This window comes from Crassaminicella indica (genome assembly GCF_019203185.1).
Classification (GTDB): domain Bacteria; phylum Bacillota; class Clostridia; order Peptostreptococcales; family Thermotaleaceae; genus Crassaminicella; species Crassaminicella indica.
On the sequence record NZ_CP078093.1, the window covers coordinates 77,854 to 101,711 of the forward strand.

The window sequence follows — 23,858 nt, forward strand, 5'->3', positions numbered from 1 at the left end:
ATGGTGACCCATCCGGGAATCGAACCCGGGTTACCGCCGTGAAAGGGCGGTGTCTTGACCGCTTGACCAATGGGCCATATTTTATTTGGTAGCGGCGAGTGGACTCGAACCACCGACCTTCCGGGTATGAACCGGACGCTCTAGCCAACTAAGCTACACCGCCATTTTGGTTGCGGAGGCAGGATTTGAACCTACGACCTTCGGGTTATGAGCCCGACGAGCTGCCAGCTGCTCCACTCCGCGATATTTTGGTGCCGGGGACCGGAATCGAACCGGTACGGTCTGTAAGGACCGCAGGATTTTAAGTCCTGTGCGTCTGCCAGTTCCGCCACCCCGGCATTTTTTGGCTCCAAGGGTGGGACTCGAACCCACAACCTACCGGTTAACAGCCGGGTGCTCCACCATTGAGCTACCTTGGAATAACTTACTTCCTTCATAAGACAAGATTAATAATAACACATTTCAAACATCTTGTCAATAGTTTTTTGCTTTTTATGGTGCGCCCAGAGAGATTCGAACTCCCGACCTTCTGATTCGTAGTCAGACACTCTATCCAGCTGAGCTATAGGCGCATATTCAAAAAAAAATTGGAGGCGACACCCAGATTCGAACTGGGGAATAAAGGTTTTGCAGACCTCTGCCTTACCACTTGGCTATGCCGCCATTTTTTGGTGACCCATCCGCGGCTCGAACGCGGGACACCTTGATTAAAAGTCAAGTGCTCTACCAACTGAGCTAATGGGTCTTATGGCTGGGGTAGCAGGACTCGAACCTACGAATGCCAGAGTCAAAGTCTGGTGCCTTACCGACTTGGCGATACCCCATTATTTTTGGGGTGGATGATGGGATTCGAACCCACGCATGCAGGAGCCACAATCCTGTGTCTTAACCGCTTGACTACATCCACCATATTGGAGCGGATGATGGGAATCGAACCCACGCTACCAGCTTGGAAGGCTGGAGTTCTACCATTGAACTACATCCGCATATCTTGGAGCGGAAGACGGGATTCGAACCCGCGACCCTCGCCTTGGCAAGGCGATGCTCTACCACTGAGCCACTTCCGCAATTAATTGGTGGAGGAGAGTGGATTCGAACCACTGAAAGCTTAGCTAACGGATTTACAGTCCGCCCCCTTTGGCCACTCGGGAACTCCTCCTAATTCTTTGGAGCTGGCGAAGGGAATCGAACCCCCAACCTGCTGATTACAAGTCAGCTGCTCTACCGTTGAGCCACACCAGCAAATTAATTTGGCGACCCGGAAGGGGCTCGAACCCTCGACCTCCAGCGTGACAGGCTGGCATTCTAACCAACTGAACTACCGGGCCATAATCAATTTTTTAATGGTGGGCGCAATAGGGATCGAACCTATGACCCCCTGCTTGTAAGGCAGGTGCTCTCCCAGCTGAGCTATGCGCCCAAAATGGTGACCCATCCGGGAATCGAACCCGGGTTACCGCCGTGAAAGGGCGGTGTCTTGACCGCTTGACCAATGGGCCATATTTTATTTGGTAGCGGCGAGTGGACTCGAACCACCGACCTTCCGGGTATGAACCGGACGCTCTAGCCAACTAAGCTACACCGCCATTTTGGTGCCGGGGACCGGAATCGAACCGGTACGGTCTGTAAGGACCGCAGGATTTTAAGTCCTGTGCGTCTGCCAGTTCCGCCACCCCGGCATTCTTTGGCTCCAAGGGTGGGACTCGAACCCACAACCTATCGGTTAACAGCCGAGTGCTCCACCATTGAGCTACCTTGGAACACAAACCAGCGACGACCTACTCTCCCAAGGCGTCTCCGCCTAAGTACCATCAGCGCTGAAGGGCTTAACTTCTGTGTTCGGTATGGGAACAGGTGTGACCCCTTCGCTATTGCCACTGGATTATTATATTATACCCTCAAAACTAAACAATGCATATTTTGGTCAAGCCCTCGACCTATTAGTATCGGTCAGCTAAAGACATTACTGCCCTTACACCTCCGACCTATCAACCAGATCGTCTTTCTGGGGTCTTACTGGATTAACTCCATGGGAAATCTTATCTTAAGGGGGGCTTCGCGCTTAGATGCCTTCAGCGCTTATCCCTTCCGTACATAGCTACTCAGCTGTGCCACTGGCGTGACAACTGATGCACCAGAGGTACGTCCATCCCGGTCCTCTCGTACTAAGGACAGCTCCTCTCAAATTTCCTACGCCCACAGCGGATAGGGACCGAACTGTCTCACGACGTTCTGAACCCAGCTCGCGTGCCTCTTTAATGGGCGAACAGCCCAACCCTTGGGACCTACTTCAGCCCCAGGATGAGACGAGCCGACATCGAGGTGCCAAACCTCCCCGTCGATGTGGACTCTTGGGGGAGATAAGCCTGTTATCCCCGGGGTAGCTTTTATCCGTTGAGCGATGGCCCTTCCACTCGGAACCACCGGATCACTAAGCCCGACTTTCGTCCTTGCTCGACCTGTGTGTCTCGCAATCAAGCTCCCTTCTGCCTTTGCACTCTTCGCGCGATTTCCGACCGCGCTGAGGGAACCTTTGGGCGCCTCCGTTACTCTTTAGGAGGCGACCGCCCCAGTCAAACTGCCCACCTGACAGTGTCCCAAAGCTGGATTCACAGCTTATGGTTAGAACTTCAGTATTACAAGAGTGGTATCCCAACGTCGACTCCACACACACTGGCGTGCATGCTTCTCAGTCTCCCACCTATCCTGTACATGTAATACCAAAATCCAGTGTCAGGCTACAGTAAAGCTCCACGGGGTCTTTCCGTCCTGCTGCGGGTAACCGGCATCTTCACCGGTACTACAATTTCACCGAGTCTATTGTTGAGACAGTGCCCAAATCGTTACGCCTTTCGTGCGGGTCGGAACTTACCCGACAAGGAATTTCGCTACCTTAGGACCGTTATAGTTACGGCCGCCGTTTACTGGGGCTTAAGTTCTGTGCTTCACTTTCGTTAACACTTCCCCTTAACCTTCCAGCACCGGGCAGGCGTCAGCCCCTATACATCGTCTTTCGACTTAGCAGAGACCTGTGTTTTTGCTAAACAGTCGCTTGGGCCTATTCTCTGCGGCCACCTCGGGCTTGCACCCTAACGTGGCACCCCTTCTCCCGAAGTTACGGGGTCATTTTGCCGAGTTCCTTAACAATAGTTCTCTCGCTCGCCTTAGGATTCTCTCCTCACCTACCTGTGTCGGTTTGCGGTACGGGCACCTACAATCTCGCTAGAGGCTTTTCTTGACAGTGTGGAATCAGTAAGTTCGCTACTTGTTTTTCGCTCCCCATCACGTCTCAGAATTATCGAAACGGATTTGCCTATCTCGACTTCCTAAACGCTTGGACGCACACAACCAACGGTGCGCTTAACCTATCCTCCTGTGTCACCCCATTGCTCAAACGATTTTCGGTGGTACAGGAATTTCAACCTGTTGTCCATCGCCTACGACTTTCGTCCTCGGCTTAGGTCCCGACTAACCCTGAGTGGACGAACCTTCCTCAGGAAACCTTAGGTTTTCGGCGGGCAGGATTCTCACCTGCCTCTCGCTACTCATGCCAACATTCTCTCTTGTATACAGTCCACTGCTCCTTACGGTACAGCTTCAACCCGTATACAATGCTCCCCTACCCATCCCAAAGGGATGCCGTAGCTTCGGTGACAGGTTTGAGCCCCGGTAATTTTCGGCGCAGGATCACTCGACTAGTGAGCTATTACGCACTCTTTGAATGAATGGCTGCTTCTAAGCCAACATCCTAGTTGTCTATGCAATCCCACATCCTTTTCCACTTAACCTGTACTTAGGGACCTTAGCTGACGGTCTGGGCTGTTTCCCTCTCGACTATGAATCTTATCACACATAGTCTGACTCCTAAAATTATGATTACGGCATTCGGAGTTTGATAGTCTTCGGTAACCGGTGAGGGCCCCTAGGACATTCAGTGCTCTACCTCCGTATCACAACTTTTAAGGCTAGCCCTAAAGCTATTTCGGGGAGAACCAGCTATCTCCGAGTTCGATTGGAATTTCTCCGCTATCCACAAGTCATCCCAGCCTTTTTCAACAGACATGGGTTCGGTCCTCCACGAAATTTTACTTCCGCTTCAACCTGCTCATGGATAGGTCACCCGGTTTCGGGTCTACGGCATACAACTAAAATCGCCCTATTCAGACTCGCTTTCGCTGCGGCTCCGTAGCATAACTACTTAACCTTGCTGCATACCGTAACTCGTTGGCCCGTTCTACAAAAAGTACGCGGTCGTTCATAAAAAGAACTTCCACTGCTTGTAAACATAGGGTTTCAGGTTCTATTTCACTCCCCTCCCGGGGTTCTTTTCACCTTTCCCTCACGGTACTATGCGCTATCGGTCACCAGGTAGTATTTAGCCTTGGGGGGTGGTCCCCCCTGCTTCCCACAAGGTTTCACGTGTCTCGTGGTACTCTGGAGTATACTCAAGCTAGACTAAGTTTCGCCTACAGGACTATTACCTTCTACGGTGAGCCTTTCCAGACTTCTTCAACTACTTATTCTTCGCTCTTATGAGTATATCCGCAACCCCTAAAGAAAATTCTTTAGGTTTGGGCTAGTCCCCTTTCGCTCGCCGCTACTTAGGGAATCGAGTTTTCTTTCTCTTCCTCAGGGTACTTAGATGTTTCAGTTCCCCTGGTATGCCTACCATTACCTATGGATTCAGTAATAGTTACTTAAGTATTACCTTAAGTAGGTTTCCCCATTCGGAAATCCCCGGATCAACGCTTGCTTGCAGCTACCCGAGGCTTATCGCAGCTTACCACGTCCTTCATCGGCTCCTGGTGCCAAGGCATCCGCCCTATGCTCTTTATAGCTTGACCAGTAAAAATTGTATTTTATATGCATTGTTCAGTTTTCAAAGTACACATGGTGGAGACGAGGGGGATCGAACCCCTGACCCCCTGCGTGCAAGGCAGGTGCTCTCCCAGCTGAGCTACGTCCCCATAATTAACTTTTGAAGGTTTGATCCTTCAAAACTATACAGTGTAAGTTAAGCCTTTCTCCTTAGAAAGGAGGTGATCCAGCCGCACCTTCCGATACGGCTACCTTGTTACGACTTCACCCCAGTTATTGATTTCACCTTCGGCAGCTTCCTCCATAAGGTTAGATAGCTGACTTCGGGTGCCCCCAACTCCCGTGGTGTGACGGGCGGTGTGTACAAGACCCGGGAACGCATTCACCGCGGCATTCTGATCCACGATTACTAGCAACTCCAGCTTCATGTGGGCGAGTTGCAGCCCACAATCCGAACTGAGACTGGCTTTTAGGATTTGCTCCAGATTACTCCTTCGCTTCCCGTTGTACCAGCCATTGTAGCACGTGTGTAGCCCAGAACATAAGGGGCATGATGATTTGACGTCATCCCCACCTTCCTCCGAGTTATCCCCGGCAGTCTCTCTAGAGTGCCCATCCGAAATGCTGGCAACTAAAGACAAGGGTTGCGCTCGTTGCGGGACTTAACCCAACATCTCACGACACGAGCTGACGACAACCATGCACCACCTGTCTCTCTGTCCCCGGAGGGATTTCACCGATTAAGGTTAATGCAGAGGATGTCAAGTCCTGGTAAGGTTCTTCGCGTTGCTTCGAATTAAACCACATGCTCCGCTGCTTGTGCGGGTCCCCGTCAATTCCTTTGAGTTTCAGTCTTGCGACCGTACTCCCCAGGCGGAGTGCTTAATGCGTTAGCTGCGGCACCGAAGGGATGAACCTCCGACACCTAGCACTCATCGTTTACGGCGTGGACTACCAGGGTATCTAATCCTGTTCGCTCCCCACGCTTTCGTGCCTCAGCGTCAGTTACAGTCCAGAGAGTCGCCTTCGCCACTGGTGTTCCTCCTAATATCTACGCATTTCACCGCTACACTAGGAATTCCACTCTCCTCTCCTGCACTCAAGCCAATAAGTTTCCAAGGCTTACTACGGTTGAGCCGTAGCCTTTCACCCCAGACTTTATCGGCCGCCTACGCACCCTTTACGCCCAGTGATTCCGGATAACGCTCGCCCCCTACGTATTACCGCGGCTGCTGGCACGTAGTTAGCCGGGGCTTCCTCCTAAGGTACCGTCAGTTTTCTTCCCTTAGGACAGAGTTTTACGACCCGAAGGCCTTCATCACTCACGCGGCGTTGCTGCATCAGGCTTTCGCCCATTGTGCAATATTCCCCACTGCTGCCTCCCGTAGGAGTCTGGACCGTGTCTCAGTTCCAGTGTGGCCGATCACCCTCTCAGGTCGGCTACTGATCGTTGCCTTGGTGAGCCGTTACCTCACCAACTAGCTAATCAGACGCGGGCCCATCCTATACCGCTAAAGCTTTGACTCATGTACCATGCGATACTAGAGCTTCATCAGGTATTAATCCCGGTTTCCCGAGGCTATCCCTGTGTATAGGGCAGGTTGCCCACGCGTTACTCACCCGTCCGCCGCTTTCCACTAATCAAATCTCCCGAAGGATCATTGACAGCTTCTCGCTCGACTTGCATGTGTTAGGCACGCCGCCAGCGTTCATCCTGAGCCAGGATCAAACTCTCAAATAAAAGAATTCGAATTGAACGTTTCTCGTTTATAACGAGTATCTGGCTTAATTTCTTACACTGTATAGTTTTCAAAGATCAACTTTTTATTTGGTCGCCGTTTAGCGACTTAATCATATTAGCACTTTTTGTCGAATCTGTCAACAACTTTTTCGACACTTTCATAAGTTGTTTCTAGAGGCGACAAAATCCATGATACCAAATTTCCTCATCAAAGTCAACTAGTACTTTTTTCTATCACTAAGCAACTTCCATTTGAAAGGAACATTTGATAATATATCATAAATATATATTAAAGTCAATATATTTAAAATAATTTTTTTAGATTTTAGAAAAAGCCCATTCTAAATCAAATGGACTTTTTCTCTTATTATTTAACTTGCTCCATTCCTTTTCTTAAAGCATTTATATTCATATCAACAAATTTTTCCTTTACATTACTTCGCACAATTGTTTCCCAATCTACATCTGTTAATCCCATTGCTTTTGTCAATGCACCAAGCATAACAACATTCATTGTTTTTATATTCCCTAATTCTTTTGCTATTTCTGCAGCTTTAAAAACAGTTGTATCTGCTTTTTCTTTTAATATATCAATGAGATTTTGAGGATATTTTGCATCTCCTACTAAAATAGGGGCAGATGGTATTTCATAATCATTTACTACTATTTTGCCATTTTTCTTTAAATGATCTAACCACCTTAAAGTCTCCATTTTTTCAAACGATACCACGATATCCGCTTGCCCTTTTCCAATGATCGGAGAATATACTTTTTTGCCAAATCTAACTTGCGTTGTAACACTTCCTCCACGTTGAGCCATGCCATGAACTTCAGACATTTTAACATCATATCCTGCACTAATAAGTCCCTGAGATAATATTTTACTTGCAAGAATTATTCCTTGACCCCCTACGCCAACTAATAAAATATTTTTTACTTCTTTCATATTATTCACCCACCTTTATAATTGCATCAAAAGGACATGCTTGAAGACAGACATCACATCCTACACACATATCTTCATTAATTTTTGCTTTTTTATCAAATGATATGGCTGGACATCCTGTTTTTGTACAAATTCTACAAGCTTTACATTTTTCTTCATCTACCTTGCAAATCATCCTTTTGCCTTTTCCAAATTTCTCTATATCTTCTGTTGATAATTTTTTCAGCACACAAGGCCACTCTGTAATAATGACAGCAGGCTCTTCTCTACTTAATGCATCATCAATTGCTTTATTACAAGCATCTAAGTTTAATGGATTAATGACAAATATATTTTCATTTTTAACACCTATAGCTTCACAAAGCATTGGAATATTAATTGCATGTGTTTTCTCTCCTTGAAGGGTATAACCAGTACCAGGATTTTCTTGATGTCCTGTCATTCCAGTAATTCTATTATCTAATATTACAGTTACTGCATTTCCTTTATTATAAACAATATCCATAAGCCCTGTAATTCCAGAGTGGAAGAAGGTAGAGTCTCCTATTACACCTATAACCTTCTTATCAACTTTATTAAATTCAAATGCCTTTTGTGCACCATGACCTGCACTCACACTAGCTCCCATACAAATACATGTATCCATAGAAGATAAAGGTTGTGCTGAGCCTAACGTATAGCAACCTATATCTCCTGTAATCATAACATTTTTCTTTTTAGATAACATATAAAAGAAGCCTCTATGTGGGCATCCTGCACATAATGTAGGTGGGCGTCCCACAATTTCATCTTCACTATATTCTATTATCGGTCTTTCTTCATTTAAAATAGCTTTCGCTATAATATCTGGATTTAACTCTCCTATTCTTGGAATCGATTCTTTACCTATACATTTGATTCCTGCAGCTTTCATTTGTTCTTCCATATATGGTTCTAATTCTTCTATTACATATAGAATTTCAACTTTATCAGCAAATTCTTTAATCTTTTTCATAGGCAGTGGATGAGTAAAGCCTAATTTAAGATAAGATGCATCATCACCAAATACTTCTTTAGCATATTGATAAGCAATACCAGAAGTAACAATTCCTATTTTAGAATCATTCCACTCTATTTTATTCAAATCCGTTTCATTACTGAACTTTTCTAATTGTTTTAATCTCTCTTCAACCTTTATATGAAGTACTCTAGCATTTGCTGGTGTTGCTACATATTTTGGTATATTCTTTTTATAAGTTTTTATACCAACTTCTTCTCTTTCTCCCAGTTCAACAAGAGTTTTGCTGTGACAAATCCTAGTAGTCAACCTTAGTAATACAGGTGTATCATATTTTTCACTAATTTCTAAAGCAGTTTTTACAAAATCCTTCGCCTCTTGACTGTCACTTGGCTCTACCATAGCAACCTTTGAAAACTTAGCATAATACCTATTATCTTGCTCATTTTGTGAACTATGCATGCCTGGATCATCTGCTGATACTAAAACAAGTCCTCCATTTACGCCTGTATAAGAATAAGTAAATAATGGATCTGCTGCAACATTTACCCCAACATGCTTCATAGCTGCTAAAGCTCTTGCTCCAGCAATAGAAGCACCTATTGCAGTTTCTAAAGCAACTTTCTCATTTGGTGCCCACTCTGAATACATATATTCTTTATATGGAGCAATATTTTCCAAAATTTCAGTACTAGGTGTTCCAGGATATGCTGAAGCAAAAGTTACACCTGCCTCATATGCACCGCGTGCTACAGCTTCATTTCCTGTTAGAAACTTCTTCATCTCGTCACTCTCCTTTAATTTATCATTTATTAATTAGCTGCAATAATACTCCCTAAAGCAATTGAATTCAATTTTGATTCATGGCTATCAGCTCTTGAAACTAAAATTACAGGAGCTTTTGTACCCATAATAATTCCTGCTGATTTCGCCTCTGCAAAATAAGTTAAAGCTTTTCCTATGCCATTTCCCACTTCAATAGTTGGCACCAATAAAATATCTGCATCTCCAGCTACTTCACTTTCAAATTTTTTAGTTTTTGCAGCCTCTTTTGATATAGCTAAGTCTAAAGCCAAAGGACCATCTAAAATAACACCTTCTCCAAATTCACCATTTTGCCCCATTTTTTTTAATACATCAGCATCAACAGTTGCTTGCATTTTAGGATTCACCTTTTCTTTTGCTGCTAAAGCTGCAATCTTAACAGCTTTTATTCCCATGGCTTTTGCAACTGCTATAGCATTTTTAGTGATTTTTACTTTTTCCTCTAAAGTAGGTGCTATGTTCATTCCTCCATCCGTTAAAAATAATAATTTATGATAATTGGGAATATGATAAACCATCACATGGCTTAATTGACTATCTGTTCTAAGACCAATTTCTTTATCAAGGACTGCCTTTAACAAAATAGAAGTATCTAAAAGTCCCTTCATAACAAAATCTGCCTTCCCTGAACTAACTAAACTTACAGCAGCTTTTGCAGCTTCATCTACTTCTTTTTTTTCAATAATTTCATAACTATGGATTCTTAAACTGTTTTCACTTGCAATCCTTTCTATTTTTTCTTTATCCCCAATCAAAACAGGTTCAATAATACCTATCTCTGCTGCATTACAAACTGCAACTAATACTTCCTCATCTTGTGCAGCTGCTACAGCTAGTCTCATTTTTTTCTGTTCCTTCGCAGCCTTTATCAGCTCTTCAAAGTTTTTAATCATATCACCACTCCATATAAATTTTATTTTGAATTAAAATTTTTTAATAATAGGTGTATAAATTTTTTATTTTTTTATCAATTGCGAATTTACAATCATCTATATAATTTACTATACTATAATTTACTGAATTTTTCTAGTACTTTGAAATATGATTTCAAATAGCTTGTTTTTTATTATACTTTTAAAAAATAATTTATGAACATATAAAAAAGAACATCTTTTATCGATGTTCTTGCATTTGATTTAACTTTTTGATACATTGCATAGTAATTTCATCATTAGGATTAATCTTGATAGACTTTTCCAAAACTTCTTTTGATTCATCAAATTTTCCCATTTCCATATATACCATTCCTAAATTACATAATATTTCGCTATCCTCTTTTTTAAACTGCAAAGCTTTCTTAAAATATTTTTCTGCATGTTGAAAGTCATTTAAAGCAGCATAACATAATCCCAATTCATTGAGTGTATCTACTTGTGTTGGTTTTATAGTTAATATTTTTTTAAAAGTTTTTATTGCTTCTTTTGTATTTCCTAATTGTCTATGTCCAAGCCCTATAAAAAACAATAAATTCCACCAGTCAGAATATTTTTCTGCAAGAGGCAAGAGCTTTTTTAGCCCTAAATCTAATTGATTATTTAAAATACAAGTATATCCTTCTTCATATTGTATCTGATCCCTCAATTCCTCAATCCGAAATAATATTTCCTTTTTCTTTTCTTCATCTATGCCAAGATCTATACATTTTTCCCATGTAATCTGTGCCTTTTTAAATAAGCTTTGATTTGCATAATGGAATCCTAAATGATAGTATGCCAATGAAAAATCAGAGTGCTTTTCTGTAATAATTTCTAAAGCTTCAATCGCTTCTCTTTTAAATTCCTTTTTCTTATCTTTATCTTCTGCTAATAATGCAATATCCTGACAACATCTAGCATAATTATATAGTCCATTTAAATTATCTTCATCTAATGTAATAAGAGCTTTAAAATAGATTAATGCATCATGAAAATTTTTTTCTTCAGCTAATTTTACACCTTCATATGCAATATATTCCAAAATTTTTTCATCAAATATATTTAAGAATTCTTTATAAACATCTATATACTTAAAATCATTATCTAAGCCTATCAAGGTAATCATACCTCTTGCCATACTTGCCAAAGATATATCATAATCCATTTTTCCTTCTTTTATAGGTTTAGTAAGTTCAGTTATATTTATTGGAATAGGAATTCCCTTTAATATTTCAAACTTATAATCGATATGGGCATCCTTTTTTAATTCAATAAATACGACTCTGTCTAATCCATCCTTTATGTACTGATCAATTCTTTCAAACATAATAAGCCTCCTTAACCTTCCTATTCATTGTAGCATTTATCTTCTTAGTATATTTAAATCCCTAAATATTTACTTTATAATATTTTGCCTTAGCAAAGATCTTTCGATCTAAATCATAATCAAACAAAACCGTAATCTCATTTTTTACTGGCTTTCGATTTGGATTTTTTATTATTTCTAGAATATCATATTGAAATTTCTCAAAATATACTTTTTTGATAATCTGTTTTACTGGCATTGTCTTATACTTTGATAAGTATTCTTCCACATTTTCCTCTTTGTGTAAAAACTCATGTATCCTTTTTTGAAAATCCTTTTCTTTAATATCTGAAAAAAACTTAGGCAATGAAGTTTTTCCCTGCATCAAATAATCAAATTTTAAAATTTCATTAAATACTTCTTCATTTTCCCATTTATTTTTTTGATAAAATTCTAATAGCACTTCATAATATTTATTTTTGCCATGAGCAATATGATGGTATCCTTTTTCTTCCCAAAAATCTGCCAATTGATGATAAAAATCAGAAGGCTTGTCATAAAAATTCTCTAGGATATACATAATTCCATTTTGAAATCCATTCCCATTATAAAAGATTTCCACCATCTCTTCTATCATTTTAAGCTTCAAAATATCTTTATAGCTTATATACTTATTTTCTAACACTTCATAAGGTGGCTCATCTTTAAAAATATATCCGTGTATATCTTTATCTTTTCTAATTCCTGAACCTTTTAATAGTTTTAAAAATCCTAATTGAAGCTTTTCAGGCTTTAGCACATATACATCATCAAATGATTTTTTAAATCGATTAAAATCTTCATATGGCAAACCTGCTATCAAATCTAAATGTAGATGAATATTCCTAAAGGAAGATATTCTTCTTACTACCTTGCTGAGCATATGAAAATCCACCTTACGATCTATACTCTTCATTGTTCGGTCACAGGTAGTCTGCACTCCAATTTCAAATTGAAATAATCCTTCCCTTACATTTGAAAGAAATGTTAACATCTCATCATCTAATAAATCTGCTGTGATTTCAAAATGAAAATTAGTATATCCATTATCATTCTCTACGATATATTTCATAATTTCAAGACTATGACTTTTCTTCACATTAAATGTTCTATCTACAAACTTTACTTGCTTGACTTTTTTTTCTAAAAACAAACCTAAATCACACTTTACTCTATCTAATGGAAAAAACCTTACTCCCTTTATAGTTGATGACAAACAATATCTGCAATTATAAGGACAACCTCGAGAGCTTTCATAATAAATAATTTTATTTTTATATTCATCTAATTCATCTATATCATATGGAAAAGGAATACTCCCTAAATCTTTTATTAATTCTCTATCGGGAGTTTTAAAAATTCCATTCCCCTTTCGATAAGCAATTCCTTTTATACTTTCTATTTCTCCTTTTTTATTAACTAAAAAATTCATTAATTCTTTAAATGTTTCTTCTCCCTCACCCACAATAATATAATCAATCGCGTTTTCCTTCTCCATTAAATCAACCGCATCAAAACTTACCTCTGGTCCACCTAATATAATTTTTAAATTTGGACATACCTTTTTTAAATTTCTTACAATCTTTAATGTATTAGACTTATTCCATATATAACAAGAAAAGCATACAATATCAAATCCACCTTTATAAATTTCTCCTAATATATAGTCCATATGATGGTTTATAGTATATTCCTCAATAGTCATATGAAAATCTTCTTTGCAATAGCTATATAAATAACGTAAAGCAAGTCCCGTATGAATATATTTAGAATTTAAAGTAGTTAGTAAAATTTTCATTAGTATATTCCTTTCTATCTGTCTTATGTTTTTTCATTATTATCCAATCCATTATACCACATTCCTATTCAACCTATCTTTTATATCCTTTTATATGAATAAATCGAAGCTTTTTAAAATCATAATTAGATAATGGATAATAAATTCTATCAATAGTATGAGCAGCCACTAAGATTTTATCTAAAGTTTTAATTCCAGGCTTTATTTTTACAACTACAGGCGTATGATCATAAATATGATCCTGCCGAAAATTTATTTGCACCACATCGCCAATTTCTATATCCTGTATATCTATTGCCTCTCCAATCGGACCTGTAGATTGATTATTAATAATAAATTGATAAAAATATTCTACTCCTGTCCAAGCCGGTGCACGATTTCTTAAATTTTTATAATACCATCCATATTGGTTATAATTCATAGGGCATCCCCCAGCATGAATTACCTGTGATGCAAAATTTGTACAATCTCCTCCCATTTCCTCAAAATCTGCATATATTGGATTTCTACTTTTAGCCCATTTTATAGCATAAGCTACAGCCTTCTCCCTATTATACTCATAAATTTTACCTTCCATTATTCCCCTCCTAAATCCTATCTCTTTATATCTTATGTAAAAACAAAATAGCATTTGCCAATAAATTTATTCATTTTATAATTATCTGATTATTTTAATAGTTAGTATGATATAATATAATAAATTGCATATAGGAGGGGTTTTTTATGACTATTTTCTCCGCTAGACTATTGAAACATAAGTTTTGCATGGAAGAATTAAGAAAAATTGGTGCAGAAGTTATGGAAATTGAAGGTATTATGTTTATTGTAAAATATCATAAAAATAATTTAAATATCCAATATCTTTACCGTATAAATCCAGATAATACATATCTTCTTGAACGTATAAAGCCTTATGCTTTACTCCTTAGCGAACATCCATCAGAAGAAAGTGTTATTACAGCTATAAAAAATGATATTGATCAATTCAAAAATGCAAGACAAAGTAAAAATTTTGATGATTTCGTAAAAATCGATAAGGATTTAACAAAAATTGTAAGATACTTTGAGGATCTATATCTATATTACAATATTAACAAAGACGACATTGAGCTTTTAAAAAATGAAGTGCAAAATATGGCTAAAGCAATACTAGAAGTGAAAGATCGTAGTGAAAGAGTATATCACAAAACAGAACCAAAAAGTTTTCAATAAAAGGGAATGTATAACATTTCCTTTTTTTTATGTCTAAAAGCACCATTAAATTTATCTTATTTTGAAGGTTTTATGAAGTTTTTATCGAATTATATAATAGGATATACCATAATGTAGAAAGGAGATTACTATGGAGGATTTTGACAAAATATCAATACAGGAAATTTCTAAAAGAGATATGTTAATGATCTTACAAGCCCTTGAATATACAGGTGAAAATACAAAAATTGATGCTTTTATTTCTCTAAAGGAGCATATCCTTCAGCAGTTATGTATGTTAGCAGAAACAAGCGAAGAAGAATTTCTTTGTTATTTGGAAAAATAAAAATCACAGCGACAGGGCTGTGATTTTTATAATCTCCTAAACATTTCATCTTTCATTCCATAACTATTTTCCATCATCAAGTCTAATTGTTTTAGCAAATTCATTTTATCTCGTGGTAATGTACCTGCTAATGCTACATAATTAGACGCATGATTGCTTCTGAAAATGCAATCCTTCACATTTAGGTTATTAATCAATTCTTTTGTTTCAAGAATTACTTCCTTTGGATTAAGAAGCTTAAATTCTCCCTTTTGCACTTCATCATACATCTTTGTCCCTGATTGAACAAGCAATGTAAGCAATCCTAAATATTGAGGATTTATTGCATTAATCACCCTTGCAGATTCAATAGCATGCTCAAGCCATTTTTCTTTTCCACCTAATCCTGATATAAGGGTAACAGATAAAGGAATACCAGCTTGAACCATTTTTTGTCCTGCCTTAATCATCTCTTCAGAAGTAACCCCTTTATTTATATGCTTTAAAATTTTATCACTTCCTGATTCAACTCCTAAATAAGCAATCCCTAATCCTAATTCTTTTAAAGCTTTTAGCTCGTCTATCGTCTTTCTTAAAATATCCTTTGGCGCACTATATATACCAACTCGCTCACATTCAGGAAAAAGCTCTTTAATTTTTAACAATATCATCTTTAAATATTCAGTCTTTAAGGAAAGTGCATTTCCATCAGCTAAAAATATTCTTTTTACATACTTATAATAATCCCTTGCCATTTCTAGGTCTTCTATAATCTCTTCCATTTTTCTCATTCTAAAATTTTTATCTTTATACATACTGCAAAATGTACATTTATTATGAGAACAACCTATTGTAGCTTGAATGATTAAACTATATGCTTCACTAGGTGGTCTATAAACACTTCCTTCATATCTCATCATATCCCTCCACTACATTCTTTCAGGTGACGAAACACCAAGTATTGTTAATCCATTTTTGATAGTTTGTCTTGCAGCAGCTACAAGGGCAAGTCTTGCTTTTTGCATTTCTTTGTCTTCTACTATAATTGGACAATGATGATAAAATCTATTAAAGGCTTGAGCTACATCCACAATATATCTTGTCACAATAGATGGCTCATATTTTCTTGCTGCTTCTTTTATGATATTTGGAAACTTTTGAAGCACCCTTACTAAATCCATTTCATCTTCATTAGATAATAAACTATAATCTATATTTTCATCTATTGTAACTTCTGCTTTTCTTAACACGCTACATGCTCTTGCATGGGTATACTGGACATATGGACCCGTTTCACCATCAAAGTTTAAGGTTCTATCCCACGAAAAAGTATAATCCTTTATTCTATTATTAGATAATTCTTGGAAAACTACTGCTCCAATACCTACTTGTCTTGCTACCTCATCAATATTTGAAAGATTTGTATTCTTTTCTTTGATGATTTCTTTTGTTTTTTCAACAGCTTTTTTAAGCACATCCTCCAAAAATACTACTCTACCCTTTCTTGTAGACATAGTTCCTTCTTCAAGACTTACTAGACCAAATGGAACATGAATACAATCCTTTGCCCAATCATATCCCATTAGTTCTATAACTTTAAACCATTGCTGGAAGTGAAGATTTTGTTGAGATGCTACTACATAGATATTCTTATAAAAATCATAATGCTCTTTTCTATAAATAGCAGCAGCAATATCTCTTGTAATATAAAGAGTAGACCCATCACTTTTTCGAATTAAAGCTGGAGGCATACCATATTCTTCTAAATCTACTATATCTGCTCCCTTTGACTCTTTTAGCATATTCTTTTCTTCCATCATTTTTAAAACCCTCGGCATTTTATCTGAATAAAAGCTTTCTCCCGCATAAGAATCAAATGAAATATTAAGCATTCCATAAACTCGATTAAATTCTTTTAAACTTACATCTCTAAACCACTGCCAAAGTCTTTTTGCTTCTTCATCTCCATCCTCTAGTTTTTTAAACCACAATCTTCCTTCATCTTCTAATTCTGGATGTTTTTCTGCTTCTTCATGGAATTTAATATAAAGCTTTAATAATGTAGGAATAGGATTTTCTTCAACTTCCTTTTCATTTCCCCACTTTTTATAAGCTACAATTAACTTTCCAAATTGAGTTCCATAGTCTCCTAAATGATTAATTGTAACTGTATCATATCCTAAAAAATCATATAATTTATAAATAGCATTTCCAATCACTGTACTTCTAATATGTCCGATATGAAAAGGCTTTGCTATATTAGGAGAAGAAAACTCTACAATTACCTTTTTTCCTTCTCCTAAATTAGAAGAACCAAAGGCATCTTTTTTTTCTAAAACTTCCTCTACTACAGATTTTGCAAAGGTAGCTTTATCAATAAAAAAGTTTACATAGGCTTGAGCATTTTCAACCTTTTCAAACAAAGGATTCTCCCCAATTGATTCTACGATTTGCTCTGCAATCATATTAGGTGCTTTTCTAAATATTTTTGCTAGCTTAAAGCAAGGAAAAGCATAATCTCCCATCTGCGAATTTGGTGGGATCTCCATCATTTCAAGAATTTCCTCTACTGTTAATTCTTCAATTTTCTCTGATAAGATATTCGCAATTTCTCTTTTGAAATCAATCATTACTATATCCTCCTCTTTTTCATTTATAAAAAATAAAAACTCTCCATCTCTTAAGTCAAGAGACGAGAGTTATTTCCCGTGTTACCACTCTTATTGATACAAAATGTATCCACTCTACTCCTCTATAACGGTAGGAATCCGTTTTGCCTACTCATTTCAGCAAAAATCTCAAAGGTACGCTTCAATCTTAGTAGTATATCGGACTCTCACCAACTCCGACTCGCTTTGATACATCCTAAAATTTACTCTCCTTTTCATCGATAAAATGTTCATTTTAAATAATAATTTATCATAACTTTCTATTCAAATCAAGAGGTTTCACGCTTTTATTTTTTACTCACTCTGTAAAATTATACTTCCTATAAATCATTAATCATCACTCTTTTATGATATATTATTTTTATTATTTATGTACATCATTTACCAAATATGCTATACTATTTGACAGGATGTCTTTTTAATTGTAAAATAAACACGCTACAGAATCATTCAACAATTCTGTAAAATCATTTAAAAAGGAGGTTATTTAATGAAGAAAATGCAACTAACAACCAAAATTCTTCTTGGACTAGGCTTAGGTATTTTAGTAGGTCTTATATTAACAGGTTCACCTGACATTGCTACTACATACATTAAGCCTTTCGGAACATTATTTCTTAATTTAATTAAAATGATTATTGTTCCTCTAGTTTTTTCATCATTAATTGTTGGTGCTGCAAGTGTTGGAGATGTAAAAAAGCTTGGTAGAATTGGAGGAAAAACAGTAGGGTATTATTTATGCACAACAGCAATTGCTGTGACTATCGGACTTATATTAGGTAATGTTTTTGAGCCAGGGGCTGGCATGACTATTCCTGTAACCGCTGAAATCGCAACAAAAGAAGCGCCAGCTCTTGTAGATACACTGCTAAATATTTTTCCTAAAAATCCATTAAAAGGATTAGTGGAAGGGAATATGCTTCAAATTATATGTTTTGCATTATTCCTCGGAATAGGTGCAACATCCTTACCTGAAGAAAAAGGAAAGCCATTTATTGATTTTTTTGATAGCTTAGCTGAAATTATGTATAAAATCACAGCATTTATAATGAGTTTAGCACCATATGGCGTATTTGCATTAATTGCTCCAGTTGTTGCAACAAATGGACCTGCTGTATTACTGCCACTTTTAAAAGTAATTATAGCTGTTTACATTGGATGTATCCTTCATGCAGTACTTGTATATTCTAGTGCTGTAAAAGCATTTGCAAAAATCAGTCCTATAAAATTCTTCAAAGGCATCATGCCTGCAGCTCTTACAGCATTTAGTACAACAAGCAGTTCTGGAACATTACCTGTATCAATCAAATGTGTAAGAGAAAATTTAGGCGTATCTGAAGGTGTATCAAGCTTCGTTCTTCCTCTTGGTGCTACAATCAACATGGATGGAACTGCTCTTTATCAAGGAGTATGTGCATTGTTTGTAGCACAAGTATACGGTTTAGATTTAAGTATGTCTCAACAATTGACTATTATCCTTACAGCAACTTTAGCATCTATTGGTACTGCTGGAGTCCCTGGAGCAGGTTTTATCATGCTTACAATGGTAGTTAAATCTGTAGGTTTGCCACTTGAAGGTGTTGCCTTAATTGGTGGAATCGATAGAGTCTTAGATATGGCAAGAACTTGTGTAAACGTAATTGGAGATACTTCAGCAGCAGCAGTCATAGCCGCTACTGAAGGAGAACTTCATTATCCAGATGAAAAAATTTCTGCATAAATCATACAGCTTGGATATCCAAGCTGTTTTATAATATAATAAAAATATTATAGATAAAATTGGAGGATAAAGAATATGCATAAAAAATTAGGCATTTTAGGCGGAATGGGTCCTTTAGCAACAGCTGATCTCTTTCGAAAAATCATACTATTAACAGACGCTAAGTGTGACCAAGAGCATATACACATACTTATAGATAATAATACTTCTATCCCAGATAGAACTGCTTATCTTATAGCAAATGGACAAGACCCTAGAGAACAGCTGATTACCTCTGCTAAAAGATTAGAAGCAATGGGAGCAGATTTTTTAATCATGCCTTGTAATACAGCTCATAATTTTTATGAAGATATTGTAAAAGAAATCAAAATTCCATTCCTCAATATGATCGAAGAAACAGCAAAATTTATTTCTGAAAAATATACAGGTGTAAAAATAGGTCTTTTATCAACAGAAGGAACCTGCAAAACACATATATATGATAAAGCGATTAAAAAATATGGAATGGAATTAGTAAAGCCTATCAAGACTCAGCAACATATAACAAATTTTATTTACAGTATAAAAGCAGGAAAAAATATTACTTTAGATGGATTTAACAAAAGCTTAGAAGAATTAAAAGCTTTAGGTGCAAAAGTTTTTATATTAGGATGTACAGAGCTTTCCGTTGGATATGAAATATTTAAAATGGAAGGAAATTATGTTAATCCATTAGAAATCATTGCCATTCGTGCTATTCATTTTGCTGGTAAAAAATCATTAATTAAAAGTCATTCTTCAACATAAAAACTGTCTAAAATTTAGACAGTTTTTATGACTCTTCCTTAAGCTTTTCACATATTTTCTTCAATAACAAAGTTACTGCCCATACAGGCATAGGTTCATTGATTTTTTGTTTCCAACCCTGTAAATCATTCAAAATTCCTTCTTTATACAAATATTCAACTCCTTCATGTTTCCAGCTATCTTTATCTATATTAAAACTTTTTTGATAATTATGTCCTATATGCTCACAAATAGCTTTTATAACAGCCTCTGCATAATCTTTCCAATGATTTAATAGCCTATCTGTATCCTCTTTTTGATCGGCAAATCCATATTCAACAATAACTGTTTCTACATTTCCTGTTTCACGATGCATAAAGTAATAATCCAAATGAGGGCTATTGGATAATGTTCTATAAAATACTCTCCTTGTCTTTTGTCCTGCTTGTCTTATTTGATCTAAAATTTTCGTTGCTAGTTTAGCATCGCTATAAATGCTATGAATAGTTTCTGCCCCTTCACCACCTCCTGCATTAATATGATTAGAAATACAGTATTTTGCTTCTGAATCTCTCACTATTTTTGCTCTTTGAGAAGAAGACAAATATACATCATCATTTCTAGTTAATTGAACAGGAATCCCTAATGCTTTCAATCTTTCATACTGATATTTTGAAATTTTTAATACCATATCCTTTTCCAACCAATATTCATTACTACCTCCTCCAGGATCTCTTCCTCCATGTCCAGGATCAATAATAATCAATGGTTTCAAATGAACACATCCCCTTATATTTTTTTGAATTTATACTATATTTATATGTTTCATTCCATTTTTATGTAATCTCTTGTTCATAAAAAACCTTATCTTATCACAAAGTAGCATTCGAAACAAAATAAAAACCTCTCGTTTTTGAGAGGCTTTTCACCATTTTTTAAAACACTATTTTATTTGATTTTTAAAGCTTTCTTCATCAAATAATTTTATTCCTTCTTTTTTAAATAAAGCTGCTGTAACCCCATATCCATTTTTCTTTTTACCTGAAAATCCTCCGTCATATATTATTCCACTTCCACACGATGGACTTTTTGCTTTTAATATAGCCGTTTTAATATCATATAATTTTACAATTTTTAATGCTTCCTGCGCGCCCTTTAAAAAATACGCAGTTTGATCTTCTCCATTTTTATTTATAACTTTTGCTTGATTATTCAATACATCTTCTCCATCTCCACCAACAATTTCACAAGGAACTCTAGGGGTAGATAATCCTCCTAATTGTTCTGGACATACTAAAATAGCTTTTTTCTCCTTCACAAGATTTATTATTTCTTCAACTTCATTATTCTTTCCATTATACTTACAATCAACCCCTGCAAGACACGCACTTATCAATATCAATTCCATCACACCTATTCTATTTTAACTCTACGATAGTAACCCCTGTTCCACCTTCGCCATAAGCTCCATCTCTCGCACTTTTTACATGCTTATGTCTTTTTAACATATTTTTAATGCCTTCACGTAATACACCTGTACCCTTACCGTGAATAATCGTTACCTCATTTAAACCTGCAATATATGCATCATCTAAATATTTATCTGTATTCATCATAGCTTCCTCTAATGTTTGTCCTCTAAGATCTATAGATGTCTGAACGCTTTGCGCCTTACGTTTTGCAATTTTTCCAACTCCACTTTTTTTGATGCTTTCCTTTTCTTCTTTATCAATTCTTAAATTCTTAATATTCACATTAATTTTCATAATTCCAACTTGCACAGTTAAATCTCCATTTTGGTCTGGCTTTGTAGCAACAGTTCCTTTTTGATTCAAATTAAGAATTCGCACTGTATCTCCAACCTTTAAGTTCTTTGGAGGTTTGGTATTTATCCCTACATTCACACCTACCCCTAGACTCTCTTCAATTCTACCAATTTTTTCTCTTAAATTTTTTCTTGCTGCTTCAATTTTTCGATTTCTTTCCTTTTCTTCTTGAACCTTTTCCATCTCTCTTAGCTCTTTTATAATACGATCTGCCTCAGCCTTAGCATCCTTAAGAAATTTTCTAGCTTCTTCTCGTGCTTCTTTCAATATTTTCTCTCTTTGTATTGCTAATTTTTCGTGTTTTTTTTCATATTCACTTTTTTGCTTTTGCAACATTAACTTTAATCTTACAGCTTCGTCTCTTTCCTCTTCAGCCATTCTTTTATCCTTTTCAATTGATGCTAATAAATCTTCAAAAGCAATATCCTCTCTAGAAATAAGCCCCTTAGACTTCTCTATAATATACTCACTAAGACCAAGTCTTTTTGATATTTCAAAAGCATTTGATTTTCCCGGAACACCAATTAAAAGTCTATAGGTAGGACTTAAAGTTTCTACATTAAACTCTACAGAACCATTCTCTACTCCTTTTGTTGTTAGTGCAAACTCCTTTAACTCCGTATAATGGGTTGTTGCAATAGTTCTTACCCCCATCGTATAAAGGTGGTCTAAAATCGCAATAGCAAGGGCTGCTCCTTCTGTAGGATCTGTTCCTGCTCCAAGCTCATCTAGTAATACTAAAGAATTGCTACTTACATTATTTAATATTTCAACAATATTGGTCATATGAGAAGAAAATGTACTAAGACTTTGCTCTATACTCTGCTCATCTCCAATATCTGCAAAAACCTTATCAAATACAGAAAGCTTTGTACCATAATCAGCAGGAACATGAAGGCCACTTTGAGCCATAATAGTAAGAAGTCCTACAGTTTTTAAGGTTACCGTTTTTCCTCCTGTATTAGGTCCTGTTATAACTAATGTATTGAATGTATCACCAATCCATATATTTGTTGGTACAACAGTTTTTTGATCTAACAAAGGATGCCTTCCATTTTTTATACGAATATACCCATTATTATTCATCTGTGGCTCTACAGCCTTCATGCTTATAGCCAGTTTTCCCTTTGCAAATATATAATCTAATATAGAAAGTACCTTTTGATTAGATTTGATCTCCTCAGCCTTTTCTCCTACTAAAGCTGTTAGCTCACTGAGTATTCTTTCTATTTCTACCTTTTCTTTTAGTTTCAATTCCTTCAATTCATTATTAAGTTGAACAATAGCCATAGGTTCGATAAAAAGGGTAGCCCCACTAGAGGATTGATCATGCACAAGCCCTGGTACGTTCGCTCTATATTCTTGCTTTACAGGCACCACATAGCGGTCCTGTCTAATAGTAATGATCGCATCCTGTAGATACTTTTGATGTTGACTTGAAGAGATCATACTATTTAATCTATTGCGTATTGCCGCATTTTTGGATTCAATAGTCCTTCTGATATTTCTTAATGCAGGGCTAGCATTATCAGATATTTCATCTTCTCCAACAATACACTCATTGATCCTATCTTCAATGCTTTTAAAAGTAAACAAGCTACTTATATATCCTTCAATAACTAAAAACTTGCTTTCTCCTTCTTTTGCCTCTTTCATGAAGCTTTTTAGTTTTCTTGCTGCTCTTAAGGTATCTGAAACCTCTAAAAGCTGTCCTGGATAAAGAAATGAGCCAATTTCAGCTCTTTTTAAATGATATGATAAATCATGAATGCCTCCTAACGGTACATTCCCTCTTTGAAGTAGAATACTTGTTGCTTCATGTGTTTCTTTCTGCCATGTTACAACCTTTTCATATTCCGTTGAAGGTTCTGTTTTTTCTGCTAGCTTCTTTCCTAATGTTGATTCTGCATAATCTATTAACATATTTTTTATTTTTTCAAATTCTAAAACTCTTAAAGTTCTTTCGTTCATGATAACT

Annotated in this window: 15 protein-coding genes, 21 tRNA genes, 3 rRNA genes and 1 other annotated feature; of the genes, 4 read left to right on the forward strand and 35 right to left on the reverse strand. The window is 36.8% G+C overall.

Annotated features, from left to right (window positions below; genetic code table 11):
* Window position 1: 1 nt before the first annotated feature.
* The 30 genes from KVH43_RS00505 to KVH43_RS00650 all read right to left on the reverse strand — a co-directional run bounded on the left by KVH43_RS00505 (window position 2) and on the right by KVH43_RS00650 (window position 13,961).
* Window positions 2-76, reverse strand: a tRNA-Glu gene (locus tag KVH43_RS00505).
* A 10-nt stretch (window positions 77-86) separates the two neighbouring features.
* Window positions 87-163 (reverse strand) — tRNA-Met (locus tag KVH43_RS00510).
* 4 nt (window positions 164-167) lie between these two features.
* Window positions 168-243, reverse strand: a tRNA-Met gene (locus KVH43_RS00515).
* A 6-nt stretch (window positions 244-249) separates the two neighbouring features.
* Window positions 250-338 (reverse strand) — tRNA-Leu (locus tag KVH43_RS00520).
* A 6-nt stretch (window positions 339-344) separates the two neighbouring features.
* Window positions 345-419, reverse strand: a tRNA-Asn gene (locus tag KVH43_RS00525).
* Window positions 420-495: 76 nt separating this feature from the next.
* Window positions 496-572: transfer RNA gene (locus tag KVH43_RS00530), tRNA-Arg, on the reverse strand.
* 16 nt (window positions 573-588) lie between these two features.
* Window positions 589-663: transfer RNA gene (locus KVH43_RS00535), tRNA-Cys, on the reverse strand.
* 6 nt (window positions 664-669) lie between these two features.
* Window positions 670-745, reverse strand: a tRNA-Lys gene (locus KVH43_RS00540).
* Between the two features lie 3 nt (window positions 746-748).
* Window positions 749-824, reverse strand: a tRNA-Gln gene (locus KVH43_RS00545).
* 7 nt (window positions 825-831) lie between these two features.
* A tRNA-His gene (locus KVH43_RS00550) sits at window positions 832-907 on the reverse strand.
* A gap of 5 nt (window positions 908-912) precedes the next feature.
* Window positions 913-986: transfer RNA gene (locus tag KVH43_RS00555), tRNA-Gly, on the reverse strand.
* A gap of 6 nt (window positions 987-992) precedes the next feature.
* Window positions 993-1,067, reverse strand: a tRNA-Gly gene (locus KVH43_RS00560).
* Between the two features lie 7 nt (window positions 1,068-1,074).
* Window positions 1,075-1,159 (reverse strand) — tRNA-Tyr (locus KVH43_RS00565).
* 8 nt (window positions 1,160-1,167) lie between these two features.
* A tRNA-Thr gene (locus KVH43_RS00570) sits at window positions 1,168-1,242 on the reverse strand.
* A gap of 9 nt (window positions 1,243-1,251) precedes the next feature.
* Window positions 1,252-1,328, reverse strand: a tRNA-Asp gene (locus KVH43_RS00575).
* A gap of 16 nt (window positions 1,329-1,344) precedes the next feature.
* A tRNA-Val gene (locus KVH43_RS00580) sits at window positions 1,345-1,420 on the reverse strand.
* 4 nt (window positions 1,421-1,424) lie between these two features.
* A tRNA-Glu gene (locus tag KVH43_RS00585) sits at window positions 1,425-1,499 on the reverse strand.
* 10 nt (window positions 1,500-1,509) lie between these two features.
* A tRNA-Met gene (locus KVH43_RS00590) sits at window positions 1,510-1,586 on the reverse strand.
* A 4-nt stretch (window positions 1,587-1,590) separates the two neighbouring features.
* Window positions 1,591-1,679 (reverse strand) — tRNA-Leu (locus KVH43_RS00595).
* 6 nt (window positions 1,680-1,685) lie between these two features.
* A tRNA-Asn gene (locus KVH43_RS00600) sits at window positions 1,686-1,760 on the reverse strand.
* Between the two features lie 5 nt (window positions 1,761-1,765).
* Window positions 1,766-1,882 (reverse strand): 5S ribosomal RNA (rrf, locus tag KVH43_RS00605).
* A 38-nt stretch (window positions 1,883-1,920) separates the two neighbouring features.
* Window positions 1,921-4,844, reverse strand: a 23S ribosomal RNA gene (locus KVH43_RS00610).
* Window positions 4,845-4,891: 47 nt separating this feature from the next.
* Window positions 4,892-4,967 (reverse strand) — tRNA-Ala (locus KVH43_RS00615).
* Window positions 4,968-5,032: 65 nt separating this feature from the next.
* A 16S ribosomal RNA gene (locus tag KVH43_RS00620) occupies window positions 5,033-6,559 on the reverse strand.
* The 16S, 23S and 5S rRNA genes sit together here with 21 tRNA genes alongside, the layout of an rRNA operon.
* A 367-nt stretch (window positions 6,560-6,926) precedes the next feature.
* Complete coding sequence (locus KVH43_RS00625) at window positions 6,927-7,505, reverse strand: indolepyruvate oxidoreductase subunit beta (RefSeq protein WP_218283020.1); 579 nt, start codon at window positions 7,503-7,505, stop codon at window positions 6,927-6,929.
* Window position 7,506: 1 nt separating this feature from the next.
* Window positions 7,507-9,285 carry an indolepyruvate ferredoxin oxidoreductase subunit alpha gene (iorA, locus tag KVH43_RS00630; protein ID WP_218283021.1) on the reverse strand — a complete coding sequence of 593 codons (1,779 nt, stop codon included), beginning with the start codon at window positions 9,283-9,285 and terminating at the stop codon, window positions 7,507-7,509.
* 29 nt (window positions 9,286-9,314) lie between these two features.
* The gene (locus KVH43_RS00635) at window positions 9,315-10,220 is read right to left on the reverse strand and encodes a bifunctional enoyl-CoA hydratase/phosphate acetyltransferase (RefSeq protein ID WP_218283022.1); all 906 of its coding nucleotides are present in this window, start codon (window positions 10,218-10,220) and stop codon (window positions 9,315-9,317) included.
* Between the two features lie 220 nt (window positions 10,221-10,440).
* Window positions 10,441-11,568 carry a tetratricopeptide repeat protein gene (locus KVH43_RS00640; protein WP_218283023.1) on the reverse strand — a complete coding sequence of 376 codons (1,128 nt, stop codon included), beginning with the start codon at window positions 11,566-11,568 and terminating at the stop codon, window positions 10,441-10,443.
* A gap of 61 nt (window positions 11,569-11,629) precedes the next feature.
* Complete coding sequence (locus KVH43_RS00645; RefSeq protein ID WP_218283024.1) at window positions 11,630-13,384, reverse strand: B12-binding domain-containing radical SAM protein; 1,755 nt, start codon at window positions 13,382-13,384, stop codon at window positions 11,630-11,632.
* A gap of 73 nt (window positions 13,385-13,457) precedes the next feature.
* On the reverse strand, window positions 13,458-13,961 hold the full coding sequence (locus tag KVH43_RS00650; protein ID WP_218283025.1) for an amidase domain-containing protein: 504 nt from the start codon (window positions 13,959-13,961) through the stop codon (window positions 13,458-13,460).
* A 146-nt stretch (window positions 13,962-14,107) separates the two neighbouring features.
* Here KVH43_RS00650 and KVH43_RS00655 point away from each other — a divergent pair, with 146 nt between their 5' ends.
* Both KVH43_RS00655 and KVH43_RS00660 read left to right on the forward strand, forming a co-directional pair.
* The gene (locus KVH43_RS00655; protein ID WP_218283026.1) at window positions 14,108-14,596 is read left to right on the forward strand and encodes a hypothetical protein; all 489 of its coding nucleotides are present in this window, start codon (window positions 14,108-14,110) and stop codon (window positions 14,594-14,596) included.
* Window positions 14,597-14,726: 130 nt separating this feature from the next.
* Window positions 14,727-14,921 (forward strand): hypothetical protein, encoded by a 195-nt coding sequence (locus KVH43_RS00660; RefSeq protein ID WP_218283027.1) that lies wholly within the window; start codon window positions 14,727-14,729, stop codon window positions 14,919-14,921.
* A gap of 26 nt (window positions 14,922-14,947) precedes the next feature.
* Here KVH43_RS00660 and KVH43_RS00665 read toward each other — a convergent pair whose 3' ends face one another.
* Entirely contained in the window at window positions 14,948-15,817 is an 870-nt protein-coding gene (locus tag KVH43_RS00665) for a radical SAM protein (protein WP_218283028.1), read from the reverse strand.
* Between the two features lie 12 nt (window positions 15,818-15,829).
* Window positions 15,830-17,530: an arginine--tRNA ligase gene (gene argS, locus KVH43_RS00670; protein WP_218283029.1), complete on the reverse strand. Its 1,701-nt coding sequence runs from the start codon at window positions 17,528-17,530 to the stop codon at window positions 15,830-15,832.
* Window positions 17,531-17,585: 55 nt separating this feature from the next.
* Window positions 17,586-17,797 (reverse strand) — a binding site (T-box leader).
* 271 nt (window positions 17,798-18,068) lie between these two features.
* On the opposite strand from argS, the gene KVH43_RS00675 reads away from it, so the two are divergent.
* Window positions 18,069-19,289, forward strand: a complete 1,221-nt coding sequence (locus tag KVH43_RS00675) for a dicarboxylate/amino acid:cation symporter (RefSeq protein ID WP_218284033.1) — start codon at window positions 18,069-18,071, stop codon at window positions 19,287-19,289.
* A 75-nt stretch (window positions 19,290-19,364) separates the two neighbouring features.
* The gene (gene cuyB / locus KVH43_RS00680; protein WP_218283030.1) at window positions 19,365-20,075 is read left to right on the forward strand and encodes a cysteate racemase; all 711 of its coding nucleotides are present in this window, start codon (window positions 19,365-19,367) and stop codon (window positions 20,073-20,075) included.
* A 25-nt stretch (window positions 20,076-20,100) separates the two neighbouring features.
* Here cuyB and KVH43_RS00685 read toward each other — a convergent pair whose 3' ends face one another.
* The 3 genes from KVH43_RS00685 to KVH43_RS00695 all read right to left on the reverse strand — a co-directional run bounded on the left by KVH43_RS00685 (window position 20,101) and on the right by KVH43_RS00695 (window position 23,851).
* Window positions 20,101-20,829, reverse strand: coding sequence for an N-acetylmuramoyl-L-alanine amidase family protein (locus KVH43_RS00685; protein WP_218283031.1), 729 nt, complete (start codon window positions 20,827-20,829; stop codon window positions 20,101-20,103).
* A gap of 168 nt (window positions 20,830-20,997) precedes the next feature.
* Window positions 20,998-21,456 (reverse strand): 2-thiouracil desulfurase family protein, encoded by a 459-nt coding sequence (locus tag KVH43_RS00690; protein ID WP_218283032.1) that lies wholly within the window; start codon window positions 21,454-21,456, stop codon window positions 20,998-21,000.
* A gap of 16 nt (window positions 21,457-21,472) precedes the next feature.
* Window positions 21,473-23,851, reverse strand: a complete 2,379-nt coding sequence (locus tag KVH43_RS00695) for an endonuclease MutS2 (RefSeq protein ID WP_218283033.1) — start codon at window positions 23,849-23,851, stop codon at window positions 21,473-21,475.
* Window positions 23,852-23,858 lie beyond the last annotated feature (7 nt).